The sequence below is a fragment of the Nocardia brasiliensis NBRC 14402 genome (assembly GCF_000308475.2).
Lineage (GTDB): Bacteria > Actinomycetota > Actinomycetes > Mycobacteriales > Mycobacteriaceae > Nocardia > Nocardia brasiliensis.
In genome coordinates this window covers 256,265-274,570 of the sequence record NZ_BAFT02000027.1, presented here as the reverse complement: position 1 = coordinate 274,570, position 18,306 = coordinate 256,265, and the positions used below count along the sequence as shown (strand labels likewise).

Genomic DNA, 18,306 nt, shown 5'->3' with positions numbered 1-18,306 from the left:
CGAAGTCCAGGAAATTCGATGCCGTCCTGGACGTGGCACTAGTTCAGTCGGGTGATGACGCCGCCGCGTTGTCCCGCGTCGCGCAACTTCCCCAGCCAATTGTGGTCGCCGGGGTGGATATCGGTGATTTCCCAGCGTTGCGCGGTTTCGTAGCGTTGCCTGGCGTCGTGTCCCGCCTCGACCAGCTCGGCCAGGGAATTGTCGGCGCGCAGCGTGTCGCGGGCCGCGCCGAGCAGCGTGAGCGTTTCCTCGAGCACTTCGAGCAGCGCGCCGGAATTCGGTTCACAAATGGCGCGCACCAGATCGGGTGCGGTGCCCGCGACCCGGGTGCCGTCGCGGAAAGAACCGGCCGCCAGCCCCAGTGCGAGATCCCCGCCCGCCGCGCCGGCCGCCGCCAGCGCCTCGGCCAGCACATGCGGCAGATGCGAGATCCTGGCCACCGCGCGGTCGTGCTCGTCGGCGACCACCGGGACGACCACCGCACCGCAGTCCAGGGCCAGCCGGGTCACCGTGGTCCACGGTTCGGCCCGGGTGCCCTCGTCCACGCCGACCGCCCAGACGGCGTCCCGGAAGAGCTCGGGATCGGTAGCGGCCCAGCCGGATTCGGCCGTGCCCGCCATCGGATGACCGCCGACGTAGCGGGCGGCCAGTCCTTCCTTGCGCACCGCCGCCACGACCGGGCCTTTGACGCTCACCACGTCGGTCAGCGCACAGTGCGGCGCGTATGTCGCGACGGCGGAGAGCAGCGGCCCGACCGCGGGCATCGGCACCGCGAGAACCAGCAGCGCGTCGGCCGCAGCGGCCCTGCTGAGTGTGGCGGGCAGGTCTTCGGTGACATCGAATCCGTCCGCCCGCGCCGCGCTCGCGCCGGTCGCCGAACGGTTGAAACCCCAAGCGTCATAGCCGGCCGCGACCGCGGCACGCAGCAGAGAACCGCCGATCAAACCGGTTCCGAGGACACAAACGGAGGCTTTCGGGGCAGCAGTCACCCCAACAGATTCGCATACGACTTCAACATTTCCGCTCGAGCAGACTACCGTTGCGGCCATGGCAGCACAGCGCTCGGGCACGAATAGGGCGACGTCGGACGATTACGACGACGTAGAAGGGTTCGCAGTGGCGGTTGTCCGCGAAGACGGCAAATGGCGGTGCAGCCCGCTGAGCCAGGCGGCACTCACCGATTTGTCCGCAGCGGAAAACGAACTGAAGGCTTTGCGCAGCTCGGGTGCGGTATTCGGCCTGCTCGACATCGACGACGAGTTCTTCATCGTGGTTCGCCCCGCGCCGAGTGGCACCAGGATGCTGGTATCGGACGCGACGGCCGCCATTGATTACGACATCGCCGCCGACGTGCTCGAAGCCTTGAACGTGGAAATCCCCGACATCGATCCCGACGAGCTCGACGACATCGAGCCGTGGGAGGAGGGCGACCTCGGCGTGCTCGCCGATCTGGGTCTGCCCGAACCGGTGCTGAGCGTCATCCTCGCCGAAACCGACCTCTACCCGGACGAGCAACTCGGCATGATCGCCCAACGGCTCGGCTTCGCCGACGAACTCTCGGCGGTGCTGGACAAGCTGCCGCGCTGACGTGGTCGCGGAACCCTTCCCTTCCGACACCGATATGGTGCGCGCCGCGATCGCCGCGGCCGCCGCCGCGGACCCCCGCGACGTCCCCGTCGGTGCCGTCGTATTCGATTCCACCGGAAGGGAACTCGCCCGCGCGGCGAACGCCAGGGAGGCGCTCGGTGATCCCACCGCGCACGCCGAGGTCCTGGCGCTGCGTCGCGCGGCCGAGGTCCACGGCGACGGCTGGCGTCTGGAAGGCGCCACCCTCGCCGTCACCCTCGAGCCCTGCACCATGTGCGCGGGCGCCCTGGTACTCGCCCGGGTGTCCAGGCTCCTCTTCGGCGCTTGGGAACCCAAGACCGGCGCCGTCGGCTCGCTCTGGGACGTGGTCCGTGACCAACGCCTCAACCACCGCCCGCAGGTCCGCGGCGGCATCCTCGAGTCCGACTGCACCACCCTCCTGACCACCTTCTTCCACACTCAGCGCTGACCCCCGCCCCCTCTCCCTGCGGATTTAACGATCAGCCCAGGGTCCGGTATGGTTGTCGGCGGTGGCGTGTCCGAGCGGCCTAAGGAGCACGCCTCGAAAGCGTGTGAGGGGTAACCCCCCTCCGAGGGTTCAAATCCCTCCGCCACCGCCAAAGCCCCGCCCTGTTCTGACAGGTGCGGGGCTTTTTCTTCCCCGCAGAACGTGCGATTCTCTGCCGTGCCCACATTTTGGCGGCGCGTACGCCTTGTCCATGGCGTTCGCGAGCGTGTCGAGATCGTCATCGAACAGGTCCGCGAAGGTGGTAAGCGTTTCCTGCTTGCACACTGAGGCCGACGGGCTGAAAACCGTGGGCACCAGACAAACCCGGAACTGGTGGCTGTACAGCCGCCCTCGGTGCTGCTGTCATCGACGGGTGAATGCACTTGGGTTGCCGCACCGTTCGGCACCACCATTACCCCGACGGTCCGACTGGGTGGCGTATGTTGCTCTCGGTCTAGCCTGCCTCGCGGGGGCAGCGACCTACGCTGTGTACAACTTCCCCTGCCCATGGGACCCGCATCAGAAGACACTCGCAGGGCCGTTGATCTATTTCGTGTTGCCCGTGATTCCGGCCTGCGCAGCGTGGGCGCTCGGCGCTGACGGAAGGTTCCGTACCGGGCGCGAGGGAAGCCGATTCTGGCCTGCATCCGCTGCGCGCTTCATCGCGGGCGCAGCTCTCGTGATCACCCTTTACCAGGTGGTCATCACGCTCCTATTCGCCCTCGCGATGCGAGACTTTTCGAATTTCGGGGACTGACCGCCATCGAAGACCGCTCAGCGAACCGCTGATGGCAGTCAGAAGATCGGACGTCGAGGCGGTCAGCACGCTCGCCACTTCATCCCCTCGCCCCTGTCCCGACGGGTGCGGGGGCTCTTTAGTCGGTCAGTCTTCGATGTGGACGCCACGCCAGAAGGCGACGTAGCCCTTGATGTTTTTGGCGGCGTCTTTGGTTTCGGGGTAGTACCAGGCGGCGTCTTCGTTGCGTTCGCCGTCGACTTCGATGGTGTAGTAGCTGGCGGTGCCCTTCCACGGGCAGATGGTGTGCGTGTCGGAGTCCCTGAGCAGGTCGGTCTTGACCGAGTCGATCGGGAAGTAGTGGTTTCCTTCGACGACCTCGGTCTTGTCGCTCTGCGCGATGACAGTGCCGTTCCAGGTAGCAGTAGCCATGACTCCACTATGCCGAAAAGAGGGTCAGGGGGTTTCGGGGTGAGTTGGGAGAGGGGGGTGCCGGTTAGGAGTTGGTCTAGGGCGGTGCGCATGGTGGGGCATTCGCGGGCGGGGTGGTCGGCGGGGCAGTGCAGGGCGTGGGTGAGGAAGGTTTGGGCGGTTCGGGCCTGGGTGATGACGCGTTCGAGGTCGGTGATCTGCTGGGCGAGGAGGTCGCGCCATTCGGGGCTGGGGGCGTCGAGGACGGCGCCGGCGGTGTCCAAGGGCAGGCCGAGGCTTTGCGCGACCTTGATGAAGGCGAGACGGCGCATCTGGTCGGTGTTGTACATCCGTTTGCCGCCGGCGCGGGTGGTCGGGCACACCAGGCCGCGCTCGTCGTAGTAGCGCAGGGCCGACGTGGTCATGCCGAGTATCGCCGCGGCCTGACCGATCGGGATCAGATCCATCCCACTATTTGACTTCAAGTCGACTTGAACCTGCAAGGTGGCGGGAGGCAACCACTTCCGAGGAGACCCACCATGAATGCCCCACTGGCGCCCGTCGTCAACCATCACGCCGACCATCGCGGTTTCGCCGGACCGATCGGCCTCGCAATGGGATTCGTCATGCTCGCCCTGGGCCGTCGCCGTGCCCGTACCGTGGCCGACTTGGCCGCGGTGACGAAGGCCGACCATGTCCTGGACATCGGGTGCGGGCCCGGCGGCGCCGTGCAGACGGCCGCGCGCCGCGGGGCGCGGGTGACCGGCGTCGATCCGTCCGCGTCGATGCTGCGCCTGGCCCGAGTCTTCGTGCGCGGGAGGACGATTCGCTGGGCGACGGGAGTCGCGGAGAATCTCCCGCTACCCGACGGCGCGGTCACCGTGGCATGGGCGGTGGCCACCGTGCATCACTGGCCCGATGTCACCGGCGGGTTGTCCGAAGCGTATCGCGTGCTGCAACCCGGCGGCCGATTCCTCACGGTCGAGCGGGCGGTGCCGGCCGACGCTACCGGACTCGGCAGCCACGGGTGGACCGAAGCGCAAGCAGAGGCCTTCGCGAATCATTGCCGCGCAGCACATTTCACCGACGTGCGGGTCGAGCGTCATGTCATGGGGCGCTACACCTTGTGGGCGGTCCACGCCACCCGCCCGTGAGGTCTGTCCGGCTCTGCGAGCTTGCGCCCTGAGCTCCCAAAGCGCAGGCCCCGGCTTTCCGGCAGCGAGGGTGCCGCCCCGAATGGCCGACTGCCCTCCACAATGCTGACAGTGTGGACGGGGAACGGGCCGTTGACGTAAGACTGCCCGACAGCACGAGATCGATCGATGATGTTGCTACCGAACGGATCTCACGATTCCACCAGGGCCGGGGCCCGCAAAGTGATCGTGCACGACGGTCAGGTCGCCGGTGAATTCGATTCAGGGTGGGACCGCACGATGCTCTCCGCGTGCGCGCCGACCCAGGTGAGCAAATCGTGTAATTGCTCGGCCAATTCGGCGCCCATCGGTGTCAGCGCGTAGGTGACCGGGGGTGGGATGGTGGGTTCGACGATGCGTTCGGTGAGGCCGTAATCGGTGAAGGTGCGCAGGTTTTGGGAGAGCATCTTCTCGCTGATGCCGTCGATCCGATCGCGCAGGACGTAGAAGCGCAGCGGTCGGTCGCGCAGGGCCGCGAGGATCAGGACACCCCAGCGGCTGGTGATCTTGTCGAGGATCGTCCGGCTCGGAGTGGACTTTCCTGCGCCCCTACGGTTTCGCGACGAACACCCAGGAGTGGGCGGCGCAGATCCGGGCGGGTGACACGGTCCGTGGCGCCTACGGTGCGGCGTCGATGACACTGCTGCACGAGGCCGATATCGCGGCGGTCGCAATGCGCGCGCTGTCCACCGACGACCATCTCGGAGCGAAATACGAGCTGTCCGGCCCGTCGGCAATCACCCGTATCGAGCAGGTCGCGACCATCGGCCGGGCGCTCGGGCGCACCTTGTCCTGGGAAGAGATCACACCTGAACGGGCCAATGACCTGGCTACCAACGGAATACGCCGACTTCGTGCTGGCGGGCCTGGCCGCGATGGTCGAGACACCGGGCCCGTCGACCACCACGGTGGAGCAGGTCACCGGAGCATCCGCCCGGACGTACGCGCAGTGGGCGGCCGATCACGTCGCCGACTTCCGCTGACGCCTGTCAGGAGATGCGCTGACAGGAACTGCCGGTGTCGAGTCCGGTGCCGATCACCTCGATGGAGGTGAATTTGGTGGAGGTGTAGCGGCCGGGCTCGCTCTGGATGGCGACGAGGTTCTGACGGCCGACGCGCGTCGGCGTCCAGGTGGCGGTGACCGTGTTGTTCTCCGGATGGTGCACGGCCTCGCCGGGGATGCGCTCCCCGTTGCCGGGGATGACCCCGCCGGACAGTACGAAGAACACCGAACCCGGCGGAATCGCCGCGTCGGTGACCCCGGCTGTGACCGTGTACCGGCATCCGGTCAGCAGACCTTCGGCGCCGACGGCGACGCTGACGTCGGCCACGTCGGCGGTGGCCGGCACCGCGAGCACCGCGCCGAAGGCGGCCAGGGCGACACCACTCACGACAATTCGGGCAATGGACCTACGCATCGTGCTACCTCCTCGGACAGGTGGGCATACGGGCGATCAGGTACCGCGTGAGAAGAGCCTAATCGGCGCCGGAACCCGGTAACCGAAGGATTTGATGAATCGGGCGCCGACCCGGGATCCGCGCTCATCCAGTGCCGGGGCGCCGAAGGTGTTCAACATCCGGTTGATCACGTTGAAGAACGTGCCCACCCAGACGGCCTCTTCGAAGGCCTCGGCCGAGACGCCCGCCTGCCGCACCTTGTCGGCGTCGGCCGGGGTCAGGCCGTCGGGATCGCGGGTCATCCGCCGCAGGAATTCGATCATCGCCTGCGCTTCGGGGCGCAGGGACGAGTCCCCGTTGGCGGTCAGCGCGCGATCCACCACGCCGATGTCGATGTAGGCGCCCGCGATCGCGTGATGCGCGGAGTAGCAGAACGGGCATTCGTTCGCCTCCGACGTTGCGGTGGCGAAGATTTCGCGTTCGGCCACGGTCCAGAACGACGGACCGCGCAACGACTGCTGGAACATGTCCGACAGCGGCGTACCGAAGAAGCGGTGCCGATAGAACAGGAGTTTCAGCACCGCGGGTGGTTCCATTCTGCTGGACCGCCGGATGCCGCCGAGTACGGTCCGCGCTACCCGGTCATGTCCGGATTCGACTGCGCCGAGCCACATTTCAGTGTCCTTCCCAGGCGCGCCGGGCCGCGCGTAGCCGCCGATCGGCCGCGCCGTAGGCGGCGAGGGCCGCCGCCTCGAAGATCTGGTCGTCGCTGTGTCCTGCCGCGGTGAGCCCGGCGATGGTGTCTGCGGTGGATCGGTACGAGTGCTGTGCGACCAGATCGGCGAAGTCGGCCAGTTCGGCCGGAATATCGCCGGCGCTGTCACCGATGGCGGTGCGCTGCCTGATCTTTCGCCGAATTTCGCTCGACAACTGGCCGGGGGAGGAAATCAAGTGCTCGCCGAATTGCCGCCACTTTTCGTCCATCGACTCATTCTCATCGATCGGTGCGCAGTGCGCCCCGCTATGGGAAAGTCACTCGTCTTTTGGCGGATTCGGTCGCAGCATGACGGTGCGCCGGCCCAGGTCCACGCCGAGCGGCGGCGGCGCACCCTGCTCCGCTTCGTCGCGCGGCACGGCGACCGACTCGCGGTGGTCGAGTTCCATACCGCGGCCATGCTCTCGCAACGAACCGGTGCTCCCGTCACCGGATCGCCGCGCCCGAACCCTGCTGACCTGCGCCGAAAAGCGGGACACGGCTGCGGGATCGAGCCGGCGAGCAATAGTTCGGGCGGAGCGGATATTTCGGTCGAACCGGGGTATACGCCGGGTAGCAAGTTGCGGGAAGGACGAGATGCCGTATGCGCCGTCGAACTGTCCGCTCGAGACCGATGAGCGAGAGAAATATGAGAATCGGAAGCATTATTGTCTTGATCTGGTTGCTGATCGGCGTCATCGCCGCGGCCCAGCGGGACTACTTCGACAGCGGCCCGGTGAACTGCGCGGGCTTCGGCACGATCGCGGTCACGGTGATCGCGGGTCCGCTCAACTACATGGGTGTGAACCCGAAGGTCGACGATTGCAATGTGCCGCAACCGAGTCCGTAATCCACCGACCGTGATCCACTGAGCCGGCGCGCACCGGCACAACCCTGCGGCGACGACCTCGCATCCGGTTTCCGGATGCGAGGTCGGCCGCGTCTCGGCGACACAACAGACCGTCCTGTCGTGTTGGGCGCGTCGCGGCGGAGCACCAGATAATGACGTTGCTCGAGATGCGCCGACGAACGAGGCAGTAATGAGACTTGGAAGCGTGATCGTCGTGCTCTGGTTCGTGATCGGCGTGATCGCCGCGGGCCAGCGCCATTACTTCGACAGCGGCCCGATCAACTGCGCGGGCTTCGGCAACATAGCGCTCACCGTGCTCGCGGGCCCGCTCAACTACGTCGGGGTGAACCCGAAGGTGCCCGACTGCAACGTGCCGCAGCCGAGCCAATAGGAAAAGCCCAGCATAAGTGGGTCGCGCCCGGGTATCTCCAGGTGGGGAGCACGGAAGGAAGCGATGCCATGCGCGACCGAGACACCCGCGACACCCGCGATATCCGTACACGGGGCTCCCGTCGTACGGGTACCCGCTTGTTCAGCACGCTGTTGCTCATCTGGTTGGTCATCGGCCTGCTGGCCGCGGGCCAGCGCCACTATTTCCAGAGTGGCCCGACGAATTGCGCGGGCTGGGGCACGATCGCCGTCACCACCATCGCAGGCCCGCTCAACTACTTCGGCGTGAATCCGAAGGTGTCGGACTGCGTCCTGCCCGAACCCAGCCAGTAGCGCACCGGCGCGCCCCCACCCGTGACCGGATGGGGGCGCGTTCGGATCGATCAGCCGACCGGCTGTTTCGCGGTGCTCGGGTGCTCTTGCCCGCGCAAGGCGAACAGTTTGGCGCCTTCCACATCGATATCCGGCACGATCTTGTCCAGCCAGGCCGGCATCCACCACGCCCACTTGCCCATCAGCGCGAGCAGCGACGGGATCAGCACCATCCGCACCAGGAACGCGTCGAACAGCACGCCCGCCGCGAGCGCGAAACCCATCATCTTCGCGGTGACATCGGCCTCCAGCAGGAACGAGCCGAACACCGAGATCATGATGACCGCGGCGGAGGTGACCACCCGCGCGCCGTGGTGGTAGCCGCTGATCATCGCCTCCTTGGGCGGCTTGCCGTGCACATACTCCTCGCGCATGCGGGTCACCAGGAACACCTGGTAGTCCATCGCGAGGCCGAACACCAGGCCGATCAACATGATCGGCAGGAAGCTGACGATCGCGCGCGGGTCCTGGATCAGGCCGAGCTTGCCCTCCTGGAAGATCAGCACGGTCGCACCGAAGGTGGCCGCCATGGAGAGCAGGAACCCGAGCGCGCCGGTGAGCGGCACCAGGATCGAGCGGAACACCAGGATCAGCAGCACGAACGCCGCGCCCGCGACGATGGCCATGTACGGCACGATTTTGCTGAGCAGCACGTGGTCGATATCGGCGTAGATCGCGGTGGTACCGGTGATGCCGTATTTCATCCCGTATTCCGCTTCGAGCCTGCCCTCGGCGTCGCGCGCGTCCCGGACCAGGTCCTTGGTGGTCTGGTCGTTCGGGCCCGACTTGGGTACGCCGTTGATCAGCGCGCCCTGACCGTCCTGGCTCAACTGTGGCTCGGTCACGTAGTCCATGTCCGGGTACGAGGTCAGCTCCGAGCGCAACGAATTCAACGCGTCGGTGCGTTTGTCCGGCGCCACGCCGGTCAGATCGACGGCGATCTGCAGTACGCCGTTGCTGCCCTCGCCGAACCCGGACGTGCGCAGTTCATAGGCCTTCCGGACGGTCGAGGTCTTCGGCATGCTGTCCTCGCCGGGGAGCCCGAGGTTCATGTGCACCGCCGGCAGGGCGAGCAGGCCGAGCACCACCACGCTCAGGATCAGCGCCACCGCGGGCGCCTTGCCGATGAGCTGGGCGAAGCGCATGCCGTTGGTGACCGAGTCGTCGTCTTCCGGGTCGTGCTGGGCGATGAGCGGCAGCTTCGGCTTGAACAGGAACCGGCCGAACGCGCCGAGCAGTGCGGGCATCAGCGTGATCGCGGTGAGCACCGCGAACCCGGCGGCGACCGCGCCGCCGAGACCCATGAAGGTCAGGAATCGAACGCCGACGATGGCCAGCCCGACCAAGGCGATGATGACCGTCAGTCCGGCGAACACCACCGCGGACCCGGCGGTGCCGAGCGCCGTGCCCGCAGCTTCTTCGGGTGAATCCTGTACCGCCAGTTCGTGTTTGTAGCGCGAGACGATGAACAGCGCGTAGTCGATGGACAGCGCGATGCCGATCATCGAGGCGAGGAAGGTGGTGAAACTCGGGATCGAGAGGAACGCGGTGCCGAGGAAGATCAGCGAGGTGGCGGCGCTGAGCCCGACGATCGCGGTCACGATCGGCACGAAGGCGGCGACGATCGCGCCGAACGCCACGATCATCACGACCAGCGCCACCGCCATGCCGATGAGCTCGGACTTGCCGCTGGGCGCCTGCTGCTCCATCGCGATGGTGCCGCTCATCTCCACCGTCAATCCGGCGGCGCGCGCCTGATCGGCCACGTCGTAGGCCGCCTTGCGGTTGTCGGCGGTGATCTCGGTGAATTCCTTGATGGTGAACGGGACGCTGAAGAAGGCGACGGTCTCGGGCTCGGTCTTGTTGAGCACGTTCAGCGGTGCGCCGCTGCATTTGGCCGGGTCCGGCTGGGCGACCAGGCAGCCCAGCTGCTCGGTGGCCGTGAGCGGATTGGCGATCGGCTTGCTGTGGTCGACGATGTCGAGCTGGTTCAGCTTGTCCAGCAGCGCGTCGATGGCCTGCCGGTTGGCCGGGTCGGTGAGCTTCTGCCCGGATGGTGCGCCGATCACATAGGTGCCCGTGACGGCGTCGAACTTGAAGGCCGCCGACATGCCGGGGAAGTGCTGGTCGAGAATCTGCGTCGCCCGTTCCGAGGGCAGGTTCGGCATGCTGAAGTCGTCGCTCATCGGCTCCTTCAGCTGGGTGCCGAGCCCGCCGAGCACCAGGAACAGGGCGATCCAGATGGGCAGTACCATCCACTTGTGCCGGAAGGCGAACTTTCCCCACCGGTATAGATACACGGACACAGGGTTCTCCTCGCGGTGATCGGGTCGTGCCGGATCGGATCGAGCGACAAGCGCGCGGGCCGACAGCGCCCGCGGAACTACCGAGCTGGAGAGTCGAACTTCTTCTGAGTCTGCTGCGGAGCAGTCACAAGATCAAGAACCGCCGCTGGATATGACTCGGCCCCGCACGCGAAATTCGCATGCGGGGCCGAATCGGACCAGCTCAGCTGACGGCGACCGGTTCCTTCGCCGGAGCGGCCGAGCGCTGCTGCAATTCGCGCAGCTTCGTGCCCTCCACGTCGATATCGGGCAGGATCCGGTCCAGCCACTTCGGCATCCACCAGCCCCACTTGCCCATCAGCACCAGCAGCGACGGGATCAGGATCATCCGGACGATGAAGGCGTCGAACAGCACGCCCGCCGCCAGCGCGAAGCCGAACGACTTCGCCGTCACGTCGGTTTCCAGCAGGAACGAGCCGAACACCGAGATCATGATGACCGCGGCCGAGGTCACCACGCGGGCACCGTGGTGATAACCGGCGACGACCGCCTCGGTCGGGGACTTGCCCTTGACGAACTCCTCGCGCATGCGGGTCACCAGGAACACCTGGTAGTCCATCGCGAGGCCGAACACCAAGCCGATCAACATGATCGGCAGGAAGCTGACCAGCGGATGCGGGTCTTCGATCAGGCCGAACTTGCCCTGCTGGAAGATCAGCACCGTGGCGCCGAAGGTGGCCGCCATCGAGAGCAGGAAGCCGAGCGCCGCGGTCAGCGGCACCAGGATCGAGCGGAACACCAGGATCAGCAGCACGAACGCGGCACCGGCGACGATCGCCAGGTACGGCACGATCTTGCCGAGCAGCACATGGTCGACATCGGCGTAGATCGCCGTGCTGCCCGTGATGCCGTACTCCACCCCGAATTCGGCTTTCAGCTGCGCTTCCGCATCGCGGGCGTCGCTGACCAGGTCCTTGGTGGCCTGGTTGTTCGGGCCGGACTTCGGCACGCCGTCGAGCAGCACGCCCTGCTTGTCCTCGCTCCACTTCGGCGCGGTCACGTAGTCCATGCCGGGGTAGGCGGCGAGCTTGTCCCGCAACGCCTTGACCGCGGTCTCCCTGACCTCGACCGGCACGTTGGACAGGTCGGCCGCCACGTTCAGCACGCCGTTGCTGCCCTCGCCGAACCCGGCGGTGCGCAGCTCGTAGGCCTTGCGGATGGTCGAGGTCTTCGGCTGGCTGTCGTCACCGGGCAGGCCAAGGTTCAGTCCGGCGGCCGGTGCGGCGAGCGCGCCGAGCACCACGACGCTCAGGATCAACGCGACCCACGGCGCCTTGCCGATCAACCGGCCGAAGCGCATGCCCATGGTGACCGAGTTGTCGTCTTCGGGGTCGTGCTGGGCGATGAGCGGCAGCTTCGGCTTGAACAGGAACCGGCCGAACGCGCCGAGCAGTGCGGGCATCAGCGTGATCGCGGTGAGCACCGCGAACCCGGCGGCGATGGCGCCACCCAGACCCATGAAGGTCAGGAACTGCACGCCGACGATGCTCAACCCGGCGAGCGCGATGATGACCGTCAGTCCGGCGAACACCACTGCGGACCCGGCGGTGCCGAGTGCGGTTCCGGCTGCTTCTTCGGGTGAATCCTGTACTGCGAGTTCGTGTTTGTAGCGGGAGACGATGAACAGTGCGTAGTCGATGGACAGCGCGATGCCGATCATCGAGGCGAGGAAGGTGGTGAAGCTCGGGATCTCGATCGCCGAGGTGCCCAGCATGATCAGCGAGGTGGCCGCACCGAGGCCGACGATCGCGGTCACGATCGGCACGAAGGCGGCGACGATCGCGCCGAACGCCACGATCATCACGATCAGCGCGACGCCCATGCCGATCATCTCGGATTTGCCGCTGGGCGCCTGCTGCTTCATCGCGATCGAGCCGCTCATCTCGACATCGAGCCCGGCATTGCGCGCGTCGGAGGCCACGGCGTACGCGGCGTCGCGCTCCTTGTCGGTGACGTCGGTGAACTTCTTGATGGTGAACGGCACGTTCAGCACCGCGACCGAGTCGGGCGCGGTCTTGCTGAGCACGTTCAGCGGTGCGCCGCTGCAGGTCGCGGGGTCGGGGTTGGCCAGGCAGCCCATCTTCTCGGCCGCCTCGACCGGATTCATGACCGGCTTGCCGTGATCGACGATGTCGAGTTCGCCGAGCTTGGCGATGAACGCGTCGAGCGCGGCGCGGTTGGCCGGGTCGGTGAGTTTCTGCCCCGCGGGCGCGCCGATCACATAGGTGCCGGTGACCGCGTCGAATTTGAAGGCGGCCGAAGCGCCCGGAAAGTGCTTGTCCAGAATGTCGTTGGCGCGCGCCGAGGGCAGGTCCGGCATGCTGAAGTCATTGCTCATCGGCTTGCTCAGCTGCGCGCCGAGACCGCCGAGCAGCAGGAACAGCAGCAGCCAGACGGGTAGCACGATCCATTTCCGGCGGAAAGCGAACTTCCCCCATCTGTATAGATACACGGACACGAAGGGTCTCCTAGCGGTGCTGAGGCGTGATGAATTCAGAGCCGGAGACAGCTACTCGCGGGGTTGCCCTGCCGTCCCCGCCTCCACTGACGCTTTCTGCCTACCGTGCGGTAGGTAGACTATCCGAGCGATAAGCGGAGGTACAACCTCAATTTCTCCGGCATGGTTAGCCCGGCGCACTAGTGGTGAGAGGATCATCCGATGGCTGCCCGTTCCACCCCCGACGGCATTGTCGCTGGTCGGGGCACTAAATCCGCGATACGCGATGCCGCGGTGAAGCTTTTCGGCGACAAAGGATTCGAGCAGACGAGTCTGCGTGAGGTCGCCGATGCGGTGGGAATCACAAAGGCATCGCTCTACTATCACTACGCTTCCAAGCTCGAATTGCTGCACGCCATCATCGATCCGATCATCGACCACCTGCGCTCGGTCGTCGTCGACATCGAGCAGCGACCGCACGACCCGGACACCATCCGGGACGTGCTGCGGATCTACCTGCGCGGCATGGTGTCGCACCGCGACGCCGGCGCGCTGGTGCTGCGCGACACCGTGACGATCGTCAACGCAGTGGCCGACCGGCATCCCGATCTCGTGGACGACGACCAGGCGCTGCGCGAATGGCTGGCCGGCCCGGACCCGACCGACGAGGCCAAGCTGCGCGCGAGCGCGGCGCTCGCGATGCTCGGGGTCGCGCTGATGTCCAAGGAGTTCGCGCCGGGCGCCGACGACGGCCTCGTGGAAGCCACGTTGCTGGACGCGGCGACGTGCGTACTCACCGCGCGAGATTGCGCGTAGATTGCAGCTACTTGACCGGAAACGCCGTACATCGCCAGGAGTCGCTGTGCACATCACCGCGAAGGTCGACTACGCGGTGCGGACGTTGCTCGAGATCGCCCGCGCATCGCAGCTGAGTCAGGCCCCGTCGGGGCCCGCCCCCGCCGCACCGGCGGCGCCGGTCGTCAAGGCGGACGCGATCGCGACCGCGCAGGGCATCCCACCCAAGGTGCTCGAGACCGTGCTCAGCGACCTGCGCCGCGCCGAACTCGTGATCAGCAGGCGCGGGCCGGACGGTGGTTACTGGCTGGCCCGCCCGGCCGCGGAGATCTCCATCGCCGACGTGATCCGCGCGATCGAGGGACCGCTCGCGTCGGTGCGTGGCGAGCGTCCGGAGGACGTGACCTATTCTGGCGCTGCCGAATCTTTGCAACGCGTGTGGATTGCGCTGCGCGTGAATATTCGTGCGGTACTGGAAAATGTGTCGATCGATGACATAGCCGACGGTAGGCTGCCTGGGTTCATCGATGCGCTCACCGAGGACGCGGGCGCATGGGCGCGCAGGGAGCGTCCACTGAATCAGACCTAGCATCCGCTGACTCGGGGATCGGCGTCGGCTGGATTAGAACGAGCGAAATAGCCGCTGCACGTCACCACCTTAGGCGCGAAAAGCGCCCCGACGGGAGGGTATTCATGCTGGTCAGGAGTCATCGTGACGCGCGTCACGGCAGCCGGGTAACCTGCGGTCCATCATGCTGATCCGACTGCTTCGTACCTACCTGGCCCCCTATCGCACGCAGCTGGCCGGGGTCGTTGTGCTGCAGCTGATCTCGGTGATCGCAATGCTGTATCTACCGAGCCTCAACGCCGACCTCATCGACAACGGCGTGACCAAGGGCGATATCGGCTACATCTGGAGCACCGGACTGCGCATGCTCGCGGTCACCGGCGTGCAGATCGTCGCCTCGGCCTGCTCGGTGTATCTCGGCGCGCTGGCGGCGATGAGCGCGGGCCGCGACCTGCGCGGCGCGCTGCTGCACCGGGTCGGCACCTTCTCCGCGCGCGAAGTCGGCATGTTCGGCGCACCGTCGCTGATCACCCGCAACACCAACGACATTCAGCAGGTGCAGCTGCTCATCGCGATGTCGGCGACCATCCTGGTGATGGCCCCGATCATGTGCATCGGCGGCATCATCATGGCGCTGCGCGAGGACTTCAGCCTGTCCTGGCTGCTGCTCATCGCGGTGCCGGTGCTCGGCCTGTCGATGGCCTTCATCATCAGCCGGATGGTGCCCGGCTTCCGGGACATGCAGACCCGCATCGACGAGGTGAACCGGGTACTGCGCGAACAGATCACCGGCATCCGGGTGGTCCGCGCTTTCGTCCGGGAACGCCAGGAGACCTGGCGTTTCGGCGTCGCCAACAACGAACTCACCGAGACCGCGCTGCGCGTGGGCAGGCTGATGGCGTTGATGTTCCCGACGGTGATGCTGATCAGCAACCTGACCGCGGTCGCGGTGATCTGGTTCGGCGGCAAGGCCGTCGACGAGGGCACCATGCAGATCGGCTCGCTCACCGCGATGCTGTCCTACATCATGCAGATCCTGATGGCTGTCATGATGGCCTCGTTCCTGGCCATGATGGCGCCGCGCGCCGCGGTCTCGGCCGATCGGATCGGCGAGGTGCTCGAGACCGAATCGTCGGTCGTGCCACCGAAACTGCCGCAGCCGTTCGCGGGTGACCCGGCCGACGTCGAATTCCAGTTCGCCGAATTCGCCTTCCCGGGCGCGGAGAAGCCGGTGCTCAAAGCCATTCGCTTCCACGTGAAACCGGGCACCACCACCGCGATCGTCGGCTCGACCGGTTCCGGTAAGACCACGCTGCTCAACCTCATTCCGCGGTTGATGGACGTCACCGACGGCGCGGTGTACCTCGGCGGCACCGACGTGCGGCACGTCGATCTGGAACTGCTGCGCGCGCAGGTCGGGTTGATTCCGCAGAAGGCGTATCTGTTCTCCGGCACGGTCGCCAGCAATCTGCGCTATGGCAACCCCGACGCCACCGACGAGGAACTGTGGCGCTGTCTGGAGATCGCGCAGGCCGCCGACTTCGTGCGAGAGATGCCGCAGGGCTTGGAAACTCCGATCGCGCAGGGCGGTACCACGGTGTCGGGCGGCCAGCGTCAGCGGCTCGCGATCGCGCGAGCGCTGGTGAAGGCGCCGCGCGTGTACCTGTTCGACGACTCGTTCTCCGCGCTCGACGTGGCAACCGACGCCCGGTTGCGCGACGCGCTGCGCCCGGTGACCAAGGACGCCTCGGTCATCATCGTGGCCCAGCGCATCACGACCATTCGCGACGCGGACCAGATCGTGGTGCTCGAAGACGGCGAGATGGCCGGCGTCGGCAGCCATGAGCAGCTGATGCGCGACTGCAAGGAATATCAGGAGATCGTCGCATCCCAGCTGAGCGCGGAGGAGGTTCGATGAGGCCAGGAATGCCCGGTCCGGGTGCGCCGGACGCCAAGGCGAAATCGTTCGGACCGTCACTGAAGCGCCTGCTGCGCAGGCTCGCACCGGAGAAGAAGTACGTCTGGGCCGTCGTCGCGCTCGCCATCGCCTCGGTGGTGCTGAACACCCTCGGGCCGTACATGCTCGGCAAAGCCACCAACCTGGTCTTCGACGGGGTTGTCGGTAAGCAGCTGAAGTTCCCGCCGGGCACCACCAAGGAACAGGCGGTCGAGTTCCTGCGGTCCAGGGGGGACAGCACTTTCGCCGACATGTTGAGTTCGATGGACGTGGTGCCGGGCGTCGGCGTCGATTTCGACGCGGTCGGCCGGGTGCTCATGGTGGTGCTCGCGCTCTACATCGGCGCGGCGCTGTTCGGCTGGCTGCAGGCCTTCCTGCTGAACATCGTGATCAACCGGACGGTGAAGCGGCTGCGCGGCGACATCGAGGACAAGATCCATCGACTTCCGTTGCGCTACTTCGACTCTCAGCCGCGCGGCGATGTGCTCAGCCGGGTCACCAACGACGTGGACAACGTGTCGCAGAGCCTGCAGCAGACCATGAGCCAGCTGATCGTCTCGGTGTTCACCGTGATCGGCATCCTCGGCATGATGTTCTGGATCTCCTGGCTGCTCGCCTTGATCGCGCTGCTCACGGTGCCCGCGGCGATCATCGTCACCGCGCAGATCGCCAAGCGGTCCAAGCCGCACTTCGTCGACCAGTGGAAGTACACCGGCCTGGTGAACGCTCAGGTCGAGGAGGCCTACACCGGTCACGAGATCGTCACCGCGTTCGGCCGCAGCCGCGAGGTCGGGCAGGAGTTCGACGAGCGCAACGAGCAGCTCTACCAGTCGAGTTTCAAGGCGCAGTTCATCTCCGGCCTGATCATGCCCGCGATCATGTTCCTCGGGAACGTGAACTTCGTGCTGGTGGCGCTGGTCGGCGGCCTGCGGGTCGCGACCGGTCAGCTCTCGCTCGGCGAGGTGCAGGCGTTCATCCAGTACTCGCGCCAGTTCAGCCAGCCGCTCACCCAGATCGGCGCGATGGCCAACCTGCTGCAGTCCGGTGTCGCTTCGGCCGAACGGATCTTCGAGATCCTCGACGCCGAGGAGGAGAGCCCCGATCCGGAGCAGCCCGACGTTCGCCCGGTGGATCGCGGCGAGGTCGAGTTCGAGGGCATCTCCTTCCGCTACGACCCGGAAAAGCCGGTGATCGAACGGCTTTCGCTGATCGCCGAGCCCGGGCACGTGATCGCCATCGTCGGCCCGACCGGCGCGGGCAAGACCACGCTGGTGAACCTGCTGATGCGGTTCTACGAACTGGACTCCGGCACCATCACCATCGACGGTGTCGACATCACCCGGATCACCCGCGATCACCTGCGTTCCCGGATCGGCATGGTGTTGCAGGACACCTGGCTGTTCAAGGGCACCATCCGGGAGAACATCGCCTACGGCAGCCCGACCGCCAGCGAGGAGGACATCCTCGCCGCGGCGCGCGCGGCCTACGTCGACCGGTTCGTGCACGCCTTGCCCGAGGGCTACGACACGATCATCGACGAGGAGGGCTCCGGCGTCAGCGCCGGCGAGAAGCAGCTGATCACCATCGCGCGGGCGTTCCTCGCGAAGCCGTCCATCCTGATCCTGGACGAGGCGACCAGCTCGGTCGACACCCGCACCGAACTGCTGGTGCAGCACGCGACCGCGGCCCTGCGCCGCGATCGCACCAGCTTCGTCATCGCGCACCGCCTGTCCACCATCCGCGACGCCGACCTGATCGTCGTCATGGAGGCGGGCCGCATCGTCGAACACGGCACGCACGAGCGCCTGCTCGAGGAACGCGGACCGTATTACCGCCTCTACAACGCGCAGTTCGCGGCGGCCGCCGCCGACGCGTAGCCCCACCGAGCGCGCCGCGCAGCAGACCCGTCCGCTGTGCGGCGCGCTCGCGTTTGCCCCGCCGATTCCCGCCCCCGCTCTGCGTTCGCGCCCCCGCTCTGCCCTGCGGAAACGGGTGCGTCGGCACA

General features: G+C 66.5%; 20 protein-coding genes, 1 tRNA gene and 1 pseudogene. 12 read left to right on the top strand and 10 right to left on the bottom strand.

Going from position 1 to position 18,306, the window contains the following annotated elements; genetic code table 11:
• Window positions 1–38: 38 nt before the first annotated feature.
• Window positions 39–1,049 (bottom strand): prephenate dehydrogenase, encoded by a 1,011-nt coding sequence (locus TY25_RS07725; RefSeq protein WP_193125439.1) that lies wholly within the window; start codon window positions 1,047–1,049, stop codon window positions 39–41.
• Here TY25_RS07725 and TY25_RS07720 point away from each other — a divergent pair.
• The 3 genes from TY25_RS07720 to TY25_RS07710 all read left to right on the top strand — a co-directional run bounded on the left by TY25_RS07720 (window position 1,048) and on the right by TY25_RS07710 (window position 2,207).
• The gene (locus tag TY25_RS07720; protein ID WP_029894770.1) at window positions 1,048–1,587 is read left to right on the top strand and encodes a tRNA adenosine deaminase-associated protein; all 540 of its coding nucleotides are present in this window, start codon (window positions 1,048–1,050) and stop codon (window positions 1,585–1,587) included. The two genes, TY25_RS07725 and TY25_RS07720, sit on opposite strands and share 2 nt — an antisense overlap.
• A gap of 34 nt (window positions 1,588–1,621) precedes the next feature.
• Window positions 1,622–2,056: a nucleoside deaminase gene (locus TY25_RS07715; protein WP_029894767.1), complete on the top strand. Its 435-nt coding sequence runs from the start codon at window positions 1,622–1,624 to the stop codon at window positions 2,054–2,056.
• Window positions 2,057–2,116: 60 nt separating this feature from the next.
• Window positions 2,117–2,207: transfer RNA gene (locus TY25_RS07710), tRNA-Ser, on the top strand.
• 771 nt (window positions 2,208–2,978) lie between these two features.
• On the opposite strand, the gene TY25_RS07700 is transcribed toward TY25_RS07710, so the two are convergent.
• Window positions 2,979–3,263 carry a DUF427 domain-containing protein gene (locus TY25_RS07700; protein WP_042255113.1) on the bottom strand — a complete coding sequence of 95 codons (285 nt, stop codon included), beginning with the start codon at window positions 3,261–3,263 and terminating at the stop codon, window positions 2,979–2,981.
• 197 nt (window positions 3,264–3,460) lie between these two features.
• Window positions 3,461–3,667: pseudogene (locus TY25_RS43930) on the bottom strand (MerR family transcriptional regulator); the annotation flags it as partial.
• Between the two features lie 114 nt (window positions 3,668–3,781).
• On the opposite strand from TY25_RS43930, the gene TY25_RS07690 reads away from it, so the two are divergent.
• Window positions 3,782–4,396 (top strand): class I SAM-dependent methyltransferase, encoded by a 615-nt coding sequence (locus TY25_RS07690; protein WP_042255110.1) that lies wholly within the window; start codon window positions 3,782–3,784, stop codon window positions 4,394–4,396.
• A 239-nt stretch (window positions 4,397–4,635) separates the two neighbouring features.
• Here TY25_RS07690 and TY25_RS07685 read toward each other — a convergent pair whose 3' ends face one another.
• On the bottom strand, window positions 4,636–5,076 hold the full coding sequence (locus tag TY25_RS07685; RefSeq protein ID WP_226887097.1) for a winged helix-turn-helix transcriptional regulator: 441 nt from the start codon (window positions 5,074–5,076) through the stop codon (window positions 4,636–4,638).
• 180 nt (window positions 5,077–5,256) lie between these two features.
• Here TY25_RS07685 and TY25_RS42480 point away from each other — a divergent pair, with 180 nt between their 5' ends.
• Complete coding sequence (locus TY25_RS42480; RefSeq protein ID WP_156055056.1) at window positions 5,257–5,418, top strand: hypothetical protein; 162 nt, start codon at window positions 5,257–5,259, stop codon at window positions 5,416–5,418.
• A 6-nt stretch (window positions 5,419–5,424) separates the two neighbouring features.
• On the opposite strand, the gene TY25_RS07675 is transcribed toward TY25_RS42480, so the two are convergent.
• The 4 genes from TY25_RS07675 to TY25_RS43925 are packed head-to-tail and all read right to left on the bottom strand — an operon-like array spanning window position 5,425 to window position 6,997.
• On the bottom strand, window positions 5,425–5,853 hold the full coding sequence (locus TY25_RS07675; RefSeq protein ID WP_146154105.1) for a hypothetical protein: 429 nt from the start codon (window positions 5,851–5,853) through the stop codon (window positions 5,425–5,427).
• A 36-nt stretch (window positions 5,854–5,889) separates the two neighbouring features.
• The gene (locus TY25_RS07670; protein ID WP_052382864.1) at window positions 5,890–6,507 is read right to left on the bottom strand and encodes a carboxymuconolactone decarboxylase family protein; all 618 of its coding nucleotides are present in this window, start codon (window positions 6,505–6,507) and stop codon (window positions 5,890–5,892) included.
• A gap of 1 nt (window position 6,508) precedes the next feature.
• Window positions 6,509–6,817, bottom strand: coding sequence for a hypothetical protein (locus TY25_RS07665; protein WP_042255108.1), 309 nt, complete (start codon window positions 6,815–6,817; stop codon window positions 6,509–6,511).
• A 48-nt stretch (window positions 6,818–6,865) separates the two neighbouring features.
• Window positions 6,866–6,997, bottom strand: a complete 132-nt coding sequence (locus TY25_RS43925) for a DUF6191 domain-containing protein (protein ID WP_226887096.1) — start codon at window positions 6,995–6,997, stop codon at window positions 6,866–6,868.
• A gap of 239 nt (window positions 6,998–7,236) precedes the next feature.
• Here TY25_RS43925 and TY25_RS07660 point away from each other — a divergent pair, with 239 nt between their 5' ends.
• The 3 genes from TY25_RS07660 (at window position 7,237) to TY25_RS07650 (ending at window position 8,160) form a co-directional block, all read left to right on the top strand.
• Window positions 7,237–7,437: a hypothetical protein gene (locus TY25_RS07660; RefSeq protein ID WP_029894752.1), complete on the top strand. Its 201-nt coding sequence runs from the start codon at window positions 7,237–7,239 to the stop codon at window positions 7,435–7,437.
• Between the two features lie 190 nt (window positions 7,438–7,627).
• Window positions 7,628–7,828 carry a hypothetical protein gene (locus TY25_RS07655; RefSeq protein ID WP_029894749.1) on the top strand — a complete coding sequence of 67 codons (201 nt, stop codon included), beginning with the start codon at window positions 7,628–7,630 and terminating at the stop codon, window positions 7,826–7,828.
• Window positions 7,829–7,896: 68 nt separating this feature from the next.
• A complete protein-coding gene (locus tag TY25_RS07650; protein WP_226887552.1) occupies window positions 7,897–8,160 on the top strand; it encodes a hypothetical protein in 264 nt (87 codons plus the stop codon).
• A 50-nt stretch (window positions 8,161–8,210) separates the two neighbouring features.
• On the opposite strand, the gene TY25_RS07645 is transcribed toward TY25_RS07650, so the two are convergent.
• Window positions 8,211–10,505, bottom strand: a complete 2,295-nt coding sequence (locus TY25_RS07645) for an MMPL family transporter (protein ID WP_042255107.1) — start codon at window positions 10,503–10,505, stop codon at window positions 8,211–8,213.
• 202 nt (window positions 10,506–10,707) lie between these two features.
• Entirely contained in the window at window positions 10,708–13,002 is a 2,295-nt protein-coding gene (locus tag TY25_RS07640) for an MMPL family transporter (RefSeq protein WP_042255105.1), read from the bottom strand.
• A gap of 201 nt (window positions 13,003–13,203) precedes the next feature.
• Here TY25_RS07640 and TY25_RS07635 point away from each other — a divergent pair, with 201 nt between their 5' ends.
• The 4 genes from TY25_RS07635 (at window position 13,204) to TY25_RS07620 (ending at window position 18,178) form a co-directional block, all read left to right on the top strand.
• Entirely contained in the window at window positions 13,204–13,797 is a 594-nt protein-coding gene (locus TY25_RS07635) for a TetR/AcrR family transcriptional regulator (RefSeq protein WP_042255103.1), read from the top strand.
• A gap of 46 nt (window positions 13,798–13,843) precedes the next feature.
• Entirely contained in the window at window positions 13,844–14,365 is a 522-nt protein-coding gene (locus TY25_RS07630) for an RrF2 family transcriptional regulator (protein WP_042255100.1), read from the top strand.
• Between the two features lie 163 nt (window positions 14,366–14,528).
• Window positions 14,529–16,262: an ABC transporter ATP-binding protein gene (locus TY25_RS07625; protein ID WP_029894737.1), complete on the top strand. Its 1,734-nt coding sequence runs from the start codon at window positions 14,529–14,531 to the stop codon at window positions 16,260–16,262.
• Entirely contained in the window at window positions 16,259–18,178 is a 1,920-nt protein-coding gene (locus TY25_RS07620) for an ABC transporter ATP-binding protein (RefSeq protein WP_042255099.1), read from the top strand. The genes TY25_RS07625 and TY25_RS07620 overlap by 4 nt, the downstream gene beginning before the upstream one ends.
• The last annotated feature ends 128 nt before the right edge of the window (window positions 18,179–18,306 follow it).

Bases quoted from the DNA above. Each gene is read 5' to 3' on its own strand.
- TY25_RS07720 (WP_029894770.1), top strand. From the start codon at position 1,048: ATGGCAGCACAGCGCTCGGGCACGAATAGGGCGACGTCGGACGATTAC.
- TY25_RS07725 (WP_193125439.1), bottom strand. From the start codon at position 1,049: ATGGCCGCAACGGTAGTCTGCTCGAGCGGAAATGTTGAAGTCGTATGC.
- TY25_RS07715 (WP_029894767.1), top strand. From the start codon at position 1,622: ATGGTGCGCGCCGCGATCGCCGCGGCCGCCGCCGCGGACCCCCGCGAC.
- TY25_RS07700 (WP_042255113.1), bottom strand. From the start codon at position 3,263: ATGGCTACTGCTACCTGGAACGGCACTGTCATCGCGCAGAGCGACAAG.
- TY25_RS07690 (WP_042255110.1), top strand. From the start codon at position 3,782: ATGAATGCCCCACTGGCGCCCGTCGTCAACCATCACGCCGACCATCGC.
- TY25_RS42480 (WP_156055056.1), top strand. From the start codon at position 5,257: ATGACCTGGCTACCAACGGAATACGCCGACTTCGTGCTGGCGGGCCTG.
- TY25_RS07675 (WP_146154105.1), bottom strand. From the start codon at position 5,853: ATGCGTAGGTCCATTGCCCGAATTGTCGTGAGTGGTGTCGCCCTGGCC.
- TY25_RS07670 (WP_052382864.1), bottom strand. From the start codon at position 6,507: ATGTGGCTCGGCGCAGTCGAATCCGGACATGACCGGGTAGCGCGGACC.
- TY25_RS07665 (WP_042255108.1), bottom strand. From the start codon at position 6,817: ATGGACGAAAAGTGGCGGCAATTCGGCGAGCACTTGATTTCCTCCCCC.
- TY25_RS43925 (WP_226887096.1), bottom strand. From the start codon at position 6,997: ATGGAACTCGACCACCGCGAGTCGGTCGCCGTGCCGCGCGACGAAGCG.
- TY25_RS07660 (WP_029894752.1), top strand. From the start codon at position 7,237: ATGAGAATCGGAAGCATTATTGTCTTGATCTGGTTGCTGATCGGCGTC.
- TY25_RS07655 (WP_029894749.1), top strand. From the start codon at position 7,628: ATGAGACTTGGAAGCGTGATCGTCGTGCTCTGGTTCGTGATCGGCGTG.
- TY25_RS07650 (WP_226887552.1), top strand. From the start codon at position 7,897: ATGCGCGACCGAGACACCCGCGACACCCGCGATATCCGTACACGGGGC.
- TY25_RS07635 (WP_042255103.1), top strand. From the start codon at position 13,204: ATGGCTGCCCGTTCCACCCCCGACGGCATTGTCGCTGGTCGGGGCACT.
- TY25_RS07625 (WP_029894737.1), top strand. From the start codon at position 14,529: ATGCTGATCCGACTGCTTCGTACCTACCTGGCCCCCTATCGCACGCAG.
- TY25_RS07620 (WP_042255099.1), top strand. From the start codon at position 16,259: ATGAGGCCAGGAATGCCCGGTCCGGGTGCGCCGGACGCCAAGGCGAAA.